The organism is Flavobacterium sasangense DSM 21067, assembly GCF_000686885.1.
Lineage (GTDB): Bacteria > Bacteroidota > Bacteroidia > Flavobacteriales > Flavobacteriaceae > Flavobacterium > Flavobacterium sasangense.
On record NZ_JMLU01000009.1, the window covers coordinates 70,545 to 84,873 of the forward strand.

General features: G+C 31.6%; 14 protein-coding genes. 11 read left to right on the top strand and 3 right to left on the bottom strand.

All coding sequences use genetic code 11. The features are described 5' to 3' along the window. The first annotated feature begins 3 nt into the window (after window positions 1–3). Entirely contained in the window at window positions 4–390 is a 387-nt protein-coding gene (locus BP92_RS0108535) for a hypothetical protein (protein ID WP_026725678.1), read from the top strand. A 20-nt stretch (window positions 391–410) separates the two neighbouring features. Here the strand turns inward: BP92_RS0108535 and BP92_RS0108540 are convergent, their stop codons facing one another. Further along, the gene (locus tag BP92_RS0108540; protein WP_026725679.1) at window positions 411–1,232 is read right to left on the bottom strand and encodes a UbiA prenyltransferase family protein; all 822 of its coding nucleotides are present in this window, start codon (window positions 1,230–1,232) and stop codon (window positions 411–413) included. 150 nt (window positions 1,233–1,382) lie between these two features. Here BP92_RS0108540 and gcvP point away from each other — a divergent pair, with 150 nt between their 5' ends. The 10 genes from gcvP (at window position 1,383) to BP92_RS0108590 (ending at window position 12,642) form a co-directional block, all read left to right on the top strand. Continuing rightward, a complete protein-coding gene (gene gcvP / locus BP92_RS0108545; protein WP_026725680.1) occupies window positions 1,383–4,226 on the top strand; it encodes an aminomethyl-transferring glycine dehydrogenase in 2,844 nt (947 codons plus the stop codon). A gap of 127 nt (window positions 4,227–4,353) precedes the next feature. Beyond that, entirely contained in the window at window positions 4,354–4,725 is a 372-nt protein-coding gene (locus tag BP92_RS0108550) for a group III truncated hemoglobin (RefSeq protein WP_026725681.1), read from the top strand. A 134-nt stretch (window positions 4,726–4,859) separates the two neighbouring features. Then, window positions 4,860–5,918 (top strand): 3-oxoacyl-ACP synthase III family protein, encoded by a 1,059-nt coding sequence (locus BP92_RS0108555; RefSeq protein ID WP_026725682.1) that lies wholly within the window; start codon window positions 4,860–4,862, stop codon window positions 5,916–5,918. A gap of 91 nt (window positions 5,919–6,009) precedes the next feature. Beyond that, window positions 6,010–6,543 (top strand): class I SAM-dependent methyltransferase, encoded by a 534-nt coding sequence (locus BP92_RS0108560; RefSeq protein ID WP_026725683.1) that lies wholly within the window; start codon window positions 6,010–6,012, stop codon window positions 6,541–6,543. A 15-nt stretch (window positions 6,544–6,558) separates the two neighbouring features. After that, entirely contained in the window at window positions 6,559–7,407 is an 849-nt protein-coding gene (locus tag BP92_RS0108565; RefSeq protein WP_026725684.1) for a glycosyltransferase, read from the top strand. A gap of 10 nt (window positions 7,408–7,417) precedes the next feature. Continuing rightward, window positions 7,418–8,332: a hypothetical protein gene (locus BP92_RS0108570; protein WP_026725685.1), complete on the top strand. Its 915-nt coding sequence runs from the start codon at window positions 7,418–7,420 to the stop codon at window positions 8,330–8,332. 4 nt (window positions 8,333–8,336) lie between these two features. Next, window positions 8,337–9,350, top strand: a complete 1,014-nt coding sequence (locus BP92_RS0108575; protein ID WP_150111896.1) for a hypothetical protein — start codon at window positions 8,337–8,339, stop codon at window positions 9,348–9,350. Window positions 9,351–9,378: 28 nt separating this feature from the next. Beyond that, the gene (locus tag BP92_RS16035; protein ID WP_084329699.1) at window positions 9,379–11,040 is read left to right on the top strand and encodes a S41 family peptidase; all 1,662 of its coding nucleotides are present in this window, start codon (window positions 9,379–9,381) and stop codon (window positions 11,038–11,040) included. 85 nt (window positions 11,041–11,125) lie between these two features. Beyond that, window positions 11,126–11,872, top strand: a complete 747-nt coding sequence (locus tag BP92_RS0108585; RefSeq protein WP_026725687.1) for an MlaE family ABC transporter permease — start codon at window positions 11,126–11,128, stop codon at window positions 11,870–11,872. After that, a complete protein-coding gene (locus BP92_RS0108590; RefSeq protein WP_026725688.1) occupies window positions 11,872–12,642 on the top strand; it encodes an ABC transporter ATP-binding protein in 771 nt (256 codons plus the stop codon). Before BP92_RS0108585 ends, BP92_RS0108590 begins: the two co-directional genes overlap by 1 nt. A gap of 2 nt (window positions 12,643–12,644) precedes the next feature. Here the strand turns inward: BP92_RS0108590 and BP92_RS0108595 are convergent, their stop codons facing one another. Together BP92_RS0108595 and BP92_RS0108600 are read right to left on the bottom strand one after the other, a co-directional pair. Continuing rightward, on the bottom strand, window positions 12,645–13,700 hold the full coding sequence (locus BP92_RS0108595) for a mannose-1-phosphate guanylyltransferase (RefSeq protein ID WP_026725689.1): 1,056 nt from the start codon (window positions 13,698–13,700) through the stop codon (window positions 12,645–12,647). 18 nt (window positions 13,701–13,718) lie between these two features. Continuing rightward, entirely contained in the window at window positions 13,719–14,327 is a 609-nt protein-coding gene (locus BP92_RS0108600) for a SprT-like domain-containing protein (RefSeq protein WP_026725690.1), read from the bottom strand. Window positions 14,328–14,329 lie beyond the last annotated feature (2 nt).

Consider the following 14,329-nt stretch of genomic DNA (forward strand, 5'->3'; position numbering starts at 1 on the left):
ATTATGGAAACTACAAAAATTTTAATCGGTTATGCAATTTATCTTCCAATTGCTTTATTTTTAACCTACTATGTTTCAAAAACACTTTTTAAAAACAGTAAAATTTACATGTTGGATATTTTTAAAGGTCGAGAAGAAATCGCCAACGCCACCAACAAACTATTCGAAACTGGATTTTATTTACTGAATTTAGGTTTTGCACTTATGATTTTAGAAATGAACATGTATGACAATAGTTATCAAGTCCTAATTGAAAAACTAAGCTATAAAATTGGCGGATTTTCAATTTATTTGGGATTAATGCTGTTCTTAAACTTATATTTCTTCTTTAGAGGAAAACGAAAAGCAAGTCAAACACAAGTAGAACAACGAATTGTGATTAATGGGTAAATTCACAATCCTGACAGGTTTCAAAAACCTGTCAGGATTAATACCAACCACCACAAAATCGGAACGCTTTCTAACCAAAATGAAGCATAATATCTCGAACGGTTTTCATTCGCAAAAAAGAGAAAAATAGCAATCGTTCCGCAAACCAAAAGTTTGAAAAAGAATGGTAAAAAGTGATGATTATTGGTATAGAAAAATTCTAAAATCAAGAGTAAAAACAACAGGAGATAACCTAGTCTTTTCGTCAGCTCCACTCCTATTTTTTGGGGAACGGTTTGTAAATGAATATCGTCATGTTTTACATCTACAATATCAAACACCAAAACTATTGAGAAAACTAATAAAAAACGTTGCATCGCCATTAAAAGAACATCCATAGAAAAAGGAATTCCAGCTTCTACCAAAGGCAAAATCACAGTTACTCCAACCCAAGTAATTCCAACGATGTAGATTTTTACGCCTTTCCAATTTCGAGCGTTTTGTTTGTTTGGAAAAAAAGGCAAGGTGTATAAAAGCGTAAGTCCAAAAAAAGCGAAAGCACTTACTTTTGACATCCAACTCAATTGGGTAAAAAAGTAAAAACAAGCCAACAACGAAATAAAACTCAGAAAAACGATGGCTTTGAGTTCTTTTTTGATTTCGGTTTTGTTTAACCTTGCGATGGCATCGTACTTCACAAAATTATAGCCAACAACTGTCCCAAAAAAAGCAAAGAAAGCTACCGAAAAATCATCCTTAACATCAAAGAAATATTGTGTCATCGACACTAAAGCAAAAGCTGATAATGCTACATGCAAACTACTATTGATGTAAAAATCGAGAATTTTCTTAAAAACCACCATTCAACAAAATTAATCAATCTGTTAATAAGACGCTATTTTAGTTGATAAAATCACAAAATTTCACATTTTAAAAACAAATTATTACAAGATTAATAATTACTTTTGTTGTCCAAAACAACACATAATAACACACATACACATTTTTAATAAATGAGAACAGATGCATTCGCTTTGAGACATTTAGGGCCACGTGAAAGTGACTTAAATCACATGTTTAAAACGGTTGGTGTAGAATCTTTAGACCAATTAATTTTCGAAACAATTCCAGATGATATTCGTTTAAAAAACGACTTAAATTTAGACGCTCCTATGACAGAGTATGAGTATTTAACTCACATTCAAGAATTAGGAAAGAAAAATAAAGTATTCAAATCATACATTGGTTTAGGATATCACCCAGCTATCGTTCCGGCGGTTATTCAAAGAAATATTTTTGAAAACCCAGGATGGTACACGGCTTACACACCTTATCAAGCCGAAATTGCGCAAGGTCGTTTAGAAGCGATTTTGAATTTCCAAACTACCGTTATCGAATTAACCGGAATGGAAATCGCAAATGCATCGTTACTTGATGAAGGAACAGCTGCTGCGGAAGCAATGGCATTGTTATTCGATGTAAGAACACGCGATCAAAAGAAAAATAATGTGTCGAAATTCTTCGTTTCAGAAGAAATTTTACCACAAACTTTATCAGTTTTACAAACGCGTTCAACTCCATTAAATATTGAATTAGTAGTTGGAAATCATGAAACTTTTGATTTCTCAACTGATTTCTTTGGTGCTATTTTACAATATCCAGGAAAATACGGTCAAGTTTATGACTATGCGGGATTCATTGCAAAAGCTACAGAAAACGAAATCAAAGTAGCAGTTGCTGCTGATATTTTATCATTAGCAAAATTAACGCCTCCAGGTGAAATGGGCGCTGCAGTTGTAGTTGGAACTACACAACGTTTTGGTATTCCAATGGGTTACGGTGGGCCACACGCTGGTTATTTCGCAACAAAAGAAGAATTCAAACGTTCGATGCCAGGAAGAATCATTGGTGTTTCTATCGATGCAAACGGAAATCGCGCATTACGTATGGCTTTAGGAACTCGTGAGCAACATATCAAACGTGAAAAAGCAACTTCAAACATCTGTACTGCTCAAGTTTTATTAGCGGTTATGGCTGGAATGTACGCTGTGTATCACGGACCAAAAGGTTTACAATATATTGCTGATAAAATACATGCTTCTGCGGTTACAACTGCTGACGCTTTAAACAAATTAGGTGTTTACCAAACAAACTCTGCTTTCTTCGATACGATTTTAGTAAAAGCCGATGCTGCTAAAGTAAAAGCAATTGCTGAAAAACACGAAGTAAACTTCTTCTATCCAGATGCTGAAACAATCTCGATTTCATTTAACGAAACAACTTCGGTAAACGACATCAATCAAATCATTGCTATTTTCGCTGAAGCAACTAGTAAAGATGCATTTACAGTAAATCAATTAGCAAATGATACTATGGTTCCTGAAAACTTAGTGAGAAAATCTTCTTTCTTACAATATGATGTTTTCAACAACCACCATTCAGAATCGCAATTGATGCGTTACATCAAAAAATTAGAACGTAAAGATTTATCGTTGAATCACTCAATGATTTCGTTAGGTTCTTGTACGATGAAATTAAATGCTGCTGCTGAAATGTTGCCTTTATCTATGGCAAATTGGAACAGCATTCACCCTTTTGCTCCAATTGAACAAGCAGAAGGCTACCAAATCATGTTGAAAAAATTAGAGCAACAATTGAATGTAGTAACTGGTTTCCAAGGAACAACGTTACAACCAAATTCAGGTGCTCAGGGTGAATATGCAGGTTTGATGGCGATTCGTGCTTATCACCAATCAAGAGGAGATAACCACAGAAATGTATGTTTGATTCCGGCTTCTGCTCACGGAACCAATCCAGCTTCTGCTGCTATGGCAGGAATGGAAATCATCGTAACTAAAACCATGGATAATGGAAATATCGATGTAGAAGATTTAAGAGCAAAAGCAATTCTTCATAAAGACAATTTATCATGTTTAATGGTTACTTATCCATCAACTCACGGAGTTTTTGAAAGTGCTATTATCGAAATTACAAATATCATCCACGAAAATGGTGGTTTAGTGTATATGGATGGTGCGAACATGAATGCACAAGTTGGATTAACGAATCCTGCTACTATTGGTGCTGATGTTTGTCACTTGAACTTACACAAAACGTTTGCTATTCCTCACGGTGGTGGTGGACCTGGTGTTGGACCAATTTGTGTTAACGAAAAATTAGTACCATTCTTACCAACGAATCCGGTTATTCCAACAGGAGGAAGTCAAGCAATCACAGCTATTTCGTCTGCGCCTTATGGTTCGGCTTTAGTATGTTTAATTTCCTATGGTTACATCACAATGTTAGGTGCAGAAGGTTTAACCAATGCTACTAAATATGCTATCTTAAATGCAAATTACATGAAAGCACGTTTAGACGAACATTATCCTGTTTTATATTCTGGAGAAATGGGAAGAGCGGCTCACGAAATGATTTTAGATTGTAGAGCTTTCGAAGAAAAAGGCATCAAAGTAACGGATATTGCAAAACGTTTAATGGATTATGGTTTCCATGCACCAACGGTTTCTTTCCCAGTAGCTGGAACATTAATGATTGAACCAACAGAATCAGAAGATTTAGCTGAATTAGATCGTTTTTGTGATGCGATGATTTCAATTCGTAAAGAAATTGAAGCTTCTTCTAAAGATGATGCAAACAATATTTTAAGAAATGCGCCTCACATTTTAGCAATGGTTACAGCTAACGAGTGGGTTTTCCCTTACACGAGAGAACAAGCCGCTTTCCCATTAGATTATATTGCTGAGAATAAATTCTGGCCAACGGTTCGTCGTGTGGATGAAGCGTATGGAGATAGAAATTTAGTTTGTTCTTGTGCTCCGATTGAGGCTTACATGTAAAAAATAAATTTTCAATAGTTAAAATCCCAAATTCCAATTCAGGTTTTTGGGATTTTTTTTAAACATGATAAAAGTCAATTGCTTCAAAAAGTATTGTTGTAAATTTGTACAATCATAAAATCTGAAAATGAACGACATCGAAACTCGAGAAGATATTTTACTCATCATGCGCAAGTTTTACGACAAACTTTTAGCCGATGATTCAATTAATTTTTTCTTTACTAAAGTGACATCTGTTGACCAACACTTGGAAGCACATTTTGATATTCTAGCAACTTTTTGGGAGCAATCTTTATTCTTAAAAGGAGGTTATTACAACAATATGTTTTCTATTCACAAAGACGTTCACGACAAACATGCTTTCAAAAAAGAACATTTTGATACTTGGTTAACACATTTTAATTCAACAATTGATGAGCATTTCGCAGGAAAATATGCTGAACAAATGAAAACACAAGCACTAAGTATGGCAACGATAATGCAGATAAAATTCAATTAAAAGCCATTAAAAAGTTGATTTTCATATTTTTTTTGGTTTAAAATGACGATTCAATAATTACACCAAATAAAACATCTGTTTTGTATTTATCTTAAAAAATAATTAATAATTTCGTTAGATTAACAATACGTATTATGAATATTAAAATAACAGGTTCAGGAAGTTATATTCCAACTAAAAAAGTTACGAATTCTGATTTTGCTCAACACGATTTTTTGAACGAAGACGGCACTGCTTTTAATATGACAAATGATATTATTGCAGAAAAATTTGTTGAAATTACAGGAATCATAGAAAGACGCTATGCGGCCGATGATATGGTAAATTCTGATATGGCTGTGATTGCATCAAAAAAAGCTATTGAAAAATCAGGTATTGATCCTGAAACATTAGATTACATCATTTTTGCTCACAACTACGGAGATATTCAAATAAACACCATTCAATCGGATACTGTTCCTAGTTTAGCCACTAGGGTTAAATATGGATTAAAAATTAAAAACACAAAATGTGTTGCTTACGATATTCTTTTTGGTTGTCCTGGCTGGATAGAAGCTGTTATTCAAGCACAAGCATTCATTAAAGCTGGAATGGCTAAAAAATGTTTGGTAATTGGTTCCGAAACTTTGTCCCGTGTAGTAGACAAACACGACAGAGATAGCATGATTTACTCAGATGGTGCAGGCGCTACAATCATTGAAGCTACTGATGATGAAGGCGGAATTTTAGCTCACGAATCTGCTACTTTTTCTTTTGATGAATCTAAGTTTTTATATTTTGGAAACTCCTTTAGTAAAGAAGAAGACCCAAATATTCGCTATATCAAAATGTATGGTAGAAAAATTTATGAGTTTGCTTTATCTAATGTTCCAAAAGCAATGGCATCTTGCTTAGAAAAAAGTGGAATTGCTATAACGGATGTAAAGAAAATCCTAATTCATCAAGCAAATGAAAAAATGGATGAAGCCATCATCAATCGTTTTTACAAATTGTATAAAATGGAAACTCCAGAAGGAATTATGCCAATGAGTATTCATAAATTAGGAAATTCAAGCGTTGCAACGGTTCCAACCTTATATGATTTAATTGTAAATGGAGAATTAGAAGGACAAAATTTAAACAAAGGCGATGTTATTATTTTTGCATCTGTTGGTGCTGGAATGAACATTAACGCTATTGTGTATCAAATGTAATTTTTTGTTTCAAGTTTAAAGTTTCAAGTTAAATTGCTAATTTTACAAACTGTTTCCAACTTGAAACCTGAAACTTGAAACAAACTTTATAATGTACGAGAAAACATATCCGAGTAAACGATTCAATATCACTTTAGATTTTCTAAAAAAACATATCAAAACTTCTGAAACCATTTTTGATTTAGGCGTTCCAAATCCTTTTTCAAAAATTATGGTTTATAATGGTTATACTGTTATCAATACTAAAGGAGAAGATATTGACAATGATCAATCGGCTCTTCAAAACGAAAACTATGATGTGTTTACAGGTTTTGAAATTTTCGAACATTTACTAAATCCTTACACAGTTTTACAAAACGTAAAAGCGGATAAAATTTTAATTTCGATTCCTTTACGTTTGTGGTTTTCTCCAGCTTATAGAAGCAAAACCGATATGTGGGACAGACATTATCATGAATTTGAAGATTGGCAATTGGATTGGCTACTTGAAAAAGCAGGCTTTAAAATTGTGGACCGAGTAAAATTCACTCATCCAGTAAAAAAAATCGGATTTAGACCTTTATTAAGATGGTTTACACCGAGATATTATTTGGTTTATGCCGAAAGAGTGAAAAGTGACAAGTAAAAAGTGATAAGCCAAATGAAATATTACGTTATCATTCCTGCTTACAACGAAGAAGCTTTTATGAGCTTAACTTTGCAATCGTTAGTAGAACAAACTGTTATACCAACAAAAATTGTAGTGGTAAATGATAATTCTACCGATAAAACTCCGGAAATTGTTTCTGAATTTGCTTCCAAATATCCATTTATTACCTTAGTGAATAAAAAATCGAATGCTATTCATTTACCTGGAAGTAAAGTGATTCAAGCATTCCATGAAGGAGAAAAAAACATCGACGACAATTACGATATCATTGTAAAAGCAGATGCTGATTTGATTTTTCCAAAGAATTACTTCGAAACCATTATCAAACATTTCCAATCGGATAAGAGAATTGGAATGGTTGGTGGCTTTTGTTACATCGAAAAAAATGGGAATTGGGTTTTAGAGAACTTAACCGATAAAGATCATATTCGTGGTGCATTGAAAGCGTATCGAAAAGAAACCTTCAAACAAATTGACGGATTAAAACCGCAAATGGGTTGGGATACCGTTGACGAATTACTTTGTAAATTTTACCATTGGAAAATGGTAACTGATGAAAGTTTACACGTAAAACACCTAAAACCTACAGGTGCTAGCTACAATCAAGCTGCAAGATTCAAACAAGGAGAAGCTTTTTATACCTTAGGTTATGGCTTTTTCATCACAGCCGTTGCTTCTTTAAAACTAGCCATGCGAAAAGGAAAACCTTTATTATTTTTAGATTACATCAAAGGTTTTTGGAAAGCAAAAAGAGAAAATAAAACTATGTTGGTCACACCTGAACAAGCAAAATTTGTTAGAAAATATCGTTGGAAGAAGATGAAAGAGAAGTTGTTTTAATTCTTAGTAAATGAAAAATATTATCTTATTTACACTTCTTTTTGTCAGTAATGTTTTTTCTCAAAAAAAAATCACAGTTGCTTCTACTTTAAAATCTCCAATTACAGATGCGTTACTAATTGTTAACAATTCTCCTAAATATATTACAGATAGTTTAGGAAGTGTTACAATAAAAGAAGTAGACTTAAACGCTTCAATTTTAATAAGACATGTAAAATATAAACTAAAAACATTTGATAATATAACAAATCAAGACACTTTATTTCTAGAAGAAAAACTTGAAGAATTGAAAGATATTGAAATAATTGTGTCTTCTAAAACTAAAAAGAGAACAGAATCATTATTTCCGAAGATTTCATCAAGAAATATTCTACCTGAAAACTTTGGAAAAAGTAGTTCAATTGGTAGTAACATAGAAATTGCACTTTATTTTCCAAATGAAAAAAAACAAAGCAATATTATTCAAAAATTAAAGATTTACACCAATGATTATAAAGTTCTGGAAAACCTAGAAACTAAAAAAACTAATAAAAGAAGAAATGCTAAGTTTAGCCCTATTCAAGTAAATTTTTATACTGTTGATTCTATTTATGAAGTTCCAAATGAAAAAATATTTAAAAAAAACCTCTTAGTTTCATGTCAAATTGATGATGATTATGCTATTTTAGAACTTTCAGAAGAAGAAGAATTTGAATTTCCTACAAATGGTATTTTCGTTACCATTAAAAATCTTTCTAAAGAAGACTATCAAGCATTAGGATTTGATTATCCTCCTGGAATAACCACAATTGGAGTTTCAAAAGACAACAAAATTATACCTTATTTTAGATATCTTCATGAAGGTGAAACTGCTTTATGGAAAAAATATGATTATATGATTAAAAGACAAAACACATATAAAGTTGGGATTGAGTTTAAAAATTAAATCAATGAAATATATATTAGTATTTTTAGTAACAACTTTATTAACCTCTAGCACCAGAAAAGACAAATCAAATTTTTATTTAAACTATTCTTTAAGTGTAAATCAAGCCGAATCTTTTATTTTAAAAGAAAATTATTCAGAAGCGCTTCTACATTACAAAAAAGCTTTTTCAATTAATGTAAAACCAATAGCAAAAAACTGTTTTACAGCTATGCAAGTAGCAACAATTGAAAACGATATAAAATTCTTTAAAAACTCACTAAAAAAAGGATTTGAAAGAGGATTGATTCCTGAATATTTAACTAATGATAGTTTAATTGGAAATTATATTTCTAAACATAATCTTGATAAATTCATAAAATCCCAATTTAAAATATTAAATAAGAAATACAAGGAAAGCATCAATTATGCATTACTTGATTCTATCAACAAATTATCCGATTTAGACAATAAGTGGAAAATATATTACTTGGATTCGTTGAATACTTATGATTCAAAAAACAAGGATATTTATTGGAAGAAATATGATAGTATTATTTCAGATATTGTTGATGTAAAATTAATTCCACTAATTACAAAATATGGATTCCCAGAAGAAAGAAACATCGATTTGAATTATTTGGGCATTAGGAGTTTATCGAATCAACCAAATTACGACTATTCGTTTGGAAACAATAAAGCTAAACTTATTTTACTTCACTATTATTCCTATCCAAGAGACAAAAGTTATAATCAGTTATTAAAAAACGAAGTATTTAAAGGAAACTTACAACCTGAAATCTATGCCTCAATAATGGATTTTCAATCTAAATTCAGCAATATAGACGAATACTACAATGAATGGCATCAAACAGAAGATACTAATAAATTTGTAGCTATAAACAAAAGAAGATTTGAAATTGGATTGCTTCCATTTGAAGAAAAAAATCTTAAATTTAAACGAGGACAAAAAATCTGTAAAGAAAAAAGAGAAAATAAAAATCACAAACAAGTCAGACTTTTTTATTGGTGTGGTTAAATTTTAACTCATTTTAAAAAATTAACAAATGAAATTAACACATATCTTACTGTTACTTTTTGTATTTAATAATTCCTATTTGGTAAAAGGGCAGAATATTGAGAACTCAAAACCAAATGAAAATGAAATAAAAAACTTTTATAATCTATGTAAAGTATGGGGATTTCTCAAATATTATCATCCAAATGTAGCTAAAGGAAGTTTTAACTGGGATGAGCATTTATTAACCATTTTACCTAAAATTGAAAATGCTAAAAATACTCAAGAAATATCCAAAATCTATATTGATTGGATTGATAGTTTAGGAAATATTAAAGAATGTAAAACTTGTAAAACCATTAATTCAAAAGATTCATTTGATAAAAATTTTAATCTTTCTTGGACCCAAGACCGGAATGTATTTTCTGATGAACTAACAAAAAAATTAAAGTATATAGAGAATAATAGGTTTCAAGGAAAAAGCTACTACATATCTACCGCTAGCAATGGTAATATTGTAGTTGAAAATGAGCCAGAATACAAAGATTTTGAGTATCCAAGTAGAAATTTTAGATTACTAAGCTTGTTTAAGTATTGGAACACTATTGAGTATTTTTATCCTTATAAATATTTAACAGACCTAAACTGGGATGAAGTCTTATTAGAAATGATACCAAGATTCATTGATTCAAAATCAGAAATGGAGTATCACTTAGCTATGTTGGAAACAGTCGTTAAGCTAGATGATGGTCATGGACTTTTTAAAACTAAATTTACAATAGATTTTTTTGGATCAAAATTCATACCTGCAAAATTAAAAATTATCGACAATAAAGCTGTTGTTACAGGTTTTTACAATGATTCCTTATCAAAAGTTAATGAATTACAAATAGGTGATATTGTTGAAAAAGTTAATAATAAGTCTATTAAAGACATTATTGAGGAAAAATTAAAATACATGCATGGCTCAAATCCGAAAAGCAAAACAAGAGACACGTACTATACAATTGCAAATGGTAATACTGATAGTTTAATTCTTGATATAGAACGAAATGGTATTAAGTATAACAAAACAATTTATCGATATCCGTTTGATTTAATTTTTAAAGCGAATTTTAAGAAGGAAAAGTACAAAATAATTGAAAAAAATATCGGATATATAGATATGTCAACTCTAGAAATGAAAGATGTAGACCAAATGATGAAAACTTTTGAAAATACTAAAGCTATTATTATCGACATTAGAAATTATCCTAAATTCATTCCATATTTAATTACTAACTATTTAAATTCTGAAAAGAAAGACTTCGTAAAAATAATTATTCCTGATTTAAAATATCCTGGAAAATTTATTTGGAAACAAAATGAAGTAACTGGAAAAAACAATAAGGATTATTATAAAGGGAAAGTTGTTTTGTTAGTGAACGAAGAAACGCAAAGTAGGGCAGAATTTTCTGTAATGTGTCTGCAAACTGCAAATAATGTAATAACTATAGGAAGCCAAACTGCTGGTGCTGATGGAAATTTAAGTTTTACGGAATTTATTGGTGGTTACAAATCGTTTTTCTCAGGGACAGGAATTTACTATCCGGATGAAACTATTACTCAAAGAAAAGGAGTTAAAATTGACATTGAAGTTAATCAGACAATTAAAGGCATTCAAGAAGGTAGAGATGAAATTCTTGAAAAAGCCTTAGAATACTTAAGATAAAAGTTACATCAAAAGAAATACAAAAATTGATTGTAAAATTGTATTTTTACTGCTTACTAGAAACTGAATACAGAACACTATCAAAATGATGCTCATTCGCTACTTATCGCAAATAGGAAAATACTTCATCATGTTGAAAGAAATTTTCAACAAGCCCACTAAATGGTCTGCCATGAAGCAATTAATTTTCAAAGAAATTGATGATTTAATTATCGATTCGCTTGGAATTGTTTCTTTTATATCATTTTTCGTAGGTGGTGTTGTAGCTATTCAAACAGCATTAAACTTAACCAATCCGTTAATCCCAAAATATTTGATTGGATTTGCAACACGTCAATCGGTCGTTTTAGAATTTGCTCCTACTTTTATTTCCATTATTATGGCGGGTAAAATGGGTTCATTCATTACATCAAGTATAGGAACGATGCGTGTAACCGAACAAATTGACGCATTAGAAGTTATGGGAGTTAACTCTCTGAATTACTTAGTTTTTCCAAAAATAATTGCTTTACTTTTATATCCTTTCGTAATTGGATTAAGTATGTTTTTAGGCGTTTTTGGAGGTTGGATGGCAGCTGTTTATGGAGGATTTACTACCAGTTTCGAATTCACAACCGGACTTCAAGCGGAGTTTATACCATTTCATATTGCCTATGCTTTCATTAAAACTTTTGTATTTGCTTTTATTTTAGCAACGATTCCTTCTTTCCATGGGTATTACATGAAAGGTGGTGCTTTGGAAGTTGGTAAAGCAAGTACAGTTTCTTTCGTTTGGACATCGGTAGTTATCATTTTAGTGAACTTTATATTAACCCAACTTCTTTTAAGCTAATGATTGAAGTAAAAAATATCGTAAAAAAGTTTGGTGAACAAACCGTTTTAAAAGGAGTTTCTACTCGTTTTGAAGCTGGAATGACTAATCTAATCATTGGACAAAGTGGTTCTGGAAAGACCGTTTTCTTAAAATCATTATTAGGAATTCATACGCCAGATAGTGGTACCATTTCTTTTGACGGCAGAATATATTCTGAACTTTCTAATGATGAAAGACGTGAGCTAAGAACCGAAATTGGAATGGTATTTCAAGGAAGTGCCCTTTTTGATAGTATGACGGTGGAGGAAAATGTTGGGTTTCCCTTAAAAATGTTTACTAACAAATCGGCAAAAGAAATTAAAGAACGCGTTGATTTTGTAATTGACAGAGTTCACTTAGTAAACGCGCATCAAAAGCGCCCTTCTGAAATTTCGGGTGGAATGCAAAAACGTGTGGCGATTGCTAGAGCTATTGTAAATAATCCGAAATATTTGTTTTGCGATGAACCAAATTCGGGATTAGACCCAAAAACTGCGATTGTAATTGATAATTTGATTCAGGAAATTACGCAAGAATACAACATTACAACCGTGATTAACACGCACGATATGAACTCGGTAATGGAAATTGGCGAAAAAATTGTGTTCTTAAAAAATGGTTTATTAGAATGGGAAGGTTCTAACAAAGAAATATTCAAAACCGATAACGAAGCTGTTACCGATTTTGTATACTCTTCAGAATTATTCAAACGTGTTCGAAAAATGTATTTGGAAGATGATGTGAAATAGTGCTATTGAATTTTAGATACTATTTGCTTGATATCTTGCTCTTTATTCTTTGGATAAATCAACAAAACGTCGTCTTTATCTACGATAATATAATCTGTTAAGCCGTCAATAACTACAAGTTTTTTTCCTTCAGTTCTGATGATGTTATTCGTTGCATTTTCAAGATAAACGGAAGCGTTTACTACGGCATTTTCTTGTTCGTCTTTTGGTAATTTATCGTATAATGAACCCCAAGTTCCTAAATCATTCCAATCGAAAGTTGCTGGTAAAACGTAAACATTTTGCGCTTTTTCTAAAATAGCATAATCCACTGAAATATTTTGTGCTAAAGGATAATTATCTCTTATAAAAGCTTCTTCATTTGGGGTATTTAAAGTCTCATAACCATTCATAAAATGATCATACATCACTGGTTGAAACTCTTCATAAGCTTTTAAAACGGTTTTAGCACTCCAAACAAAAATTCCAGCATTCCAAAGATAATTTCTACTTTGGATAAACTTTCTTGCGGTTGCGTAATCTGGTTTTTCTCTAAACTGCTTCACCTTTTTAATTGGACGAGAATCTAATTTATCAAACTCGATATAACCGTAACCTGTATTGGCAAATGTTGGTAAAATACCCAAGGTCATTAAGTTTTCATCGCGCTCACAAAAATCAAAAGCATATTGAAGATTAGAACAAAACTGCACCTCATCTTCAATCCAATGATCAGAAGGCGCCACTACCATAACTGCATCTGGATTTTGCTTTTTAATTTTTAAAGAAGCATATAAAATACAAGGCGCCGTATTACGCATAGCAGGTTCTAAAACGATTTGCTCTTGTTGAATCATAGGCAATTGTTCCAAAACGATATCGTTATACAATTCATTTGTAAGAATCAAAATATTTTCTTTTGGTATAATTTGAGACAAACGAGTAAAGGTCTTTTGAATCAAAGTTTCACCTGTTCCTAACATATCGTGAAATTGCTTTGGAAACTCCGTTGTACTTACTGGCCAAAAACGAGAACCAACTCCTCCAGCCATTATGATTGCATAATAATTTTTATTCATTTTGTATATTTTTTGTTGCTAGAACTTATTCGGCAACAATTCGACTTCAGCATTGGGTTGAAACAAATATAAGCGTCCAGAACTTATTTCCTGACATTCGTATCGTTTTACTCGCAATGCTATTTTCTTGAAAATTTTTCCATTGTGAATTCTAAAATGACTTCCCATTGGAATTTCAAAGATATAATTTTTATCGGTTTCTTTTTGGTCAAATTGCTTTAAAGCGATGGCTAATTTTGCATCGGTATCACTACTTGCTTTCGGATTTCTAAAATGTTTAGCGAGTAATGGCAACAATTGATTTGGGAATATTTCAGGACGAATAAACGGCACCATCATTCTTTGGAAAGTGAGTTTCCATTCATCACCATGCGGTTTTATGTTTCGACCATATTTTTCGAAAGCTACTAAATGTGCAATTTCGTGAATTAGAGTTATTAAAAATCGGTATTTATTCAAACTAGCATTCACAGTAATCAAATGATAGCCTTGCGCATCTTTTCGATAATCGCCATGGCGGGTTTGACGCTCATTAACGATTTTTAGATGCACATGATTCGCTTTGATTAACTCAAAACAAGGATGAACCGCGTGTTCAGGAAGGTATTTTTTTAATACGTCACTCAATT

What these genes read in the sequence shown, in the direction of transcription:
- BP92_RS0108575 (WP_150111896.1), top strand. Translation starts at nt 8,337, where the DNA reads ATGAAATATATATTAGTATTTTTAGTAACAACTTTATTAACCTCTAGC.
- BP92_RS0108570 (WP_026725685.1), top strand. Translation starts at nt 7,418, where the DNA reads ATGAAAAATATTATCTTATTTACACTTCTTTTTGTCAGTAATGTTTTT.
- BP92_RS0108585 (WP_026725687.1), top strand. Translation starts at nt 11,126, where the DNA reads ATGATGCTCATTCGCTACTTATCGCAAATAGGAAAATACTTCATCATG.
- BP92_RS0108595 (WP_026725689.1), bottom strand. Translation starts at nt 13,700, where the DNA reads ATGAATAAAAATTATTATGCAATCATAATGGCTGGAGGAGTTGGTTCT.
- BP92_RS0108555 (WP_026725682.1), top strand. Translation starts at nt 4,860, where the DNA reads ATGAATATTAAAATAACAGGTTCAGGAAGTTATATTCCAACTAAAAAA.
- BP92_RS16035 (WP_084329699.1), top strand. Translation starts at nt 9,379, where the DNA reads ATGAAATTAACACATATCTTACTGTTACTTTTTGTATTTAATAATTCC.
- gcvP (WP_026725680.1), top strand. Translation starts at nt 1,383, where the DNA reads ATGAGAACAGATGCATTCGCTTTGAGACATTTAGGGCCACGTGAAAGT.
- BP92_RS0108560 (WP_026725683.1), top strand. Translation starts at nt 6,010, where the DNA reads ATGTACGAGAAAACATATCCGAGTAAACGATTCAATATCACTTTAGAT.
- BP92_RS0108540 (WP_026725679.1), bottom strand. Translation starts at nt 1,232, where the DNA reads ATGGTGGTTTTTAAGAAAATTCTCGATTTTTACATCAATAGTAGTTTG.
- BP92_RS0108565 (WP_026725684.1), top strand. Translation starts at nt 6,559, where the DNA reads ATGAAATATTACGTTATCATTCCTGCTTACAACGAAGAAGCTTTTATG.
- BP92_RS0108535 (WP_026725678.1), top strand. Translation starts at nt 4, where the DNA reads ATGGAAACTACAAAAATTTTAATCGGTTATGCAATTTATCTTCCAATT.
- BP92_RS0108590 (WP_026725688.1), top strand. Translation starts at nt 11,872, where the DNA reads ATGATTGAAGTAAAAAATATCGTAAAAAAGTTTGGTGAACAAACCGTT.
- BP92_RS0108550 (WP_026725681.1), top strand. Translation starts at nt 4,354, where the DNA reads ATGAACGACATCGAAACTCGAGAAGATATTTTACTCATCATGCGCAAG.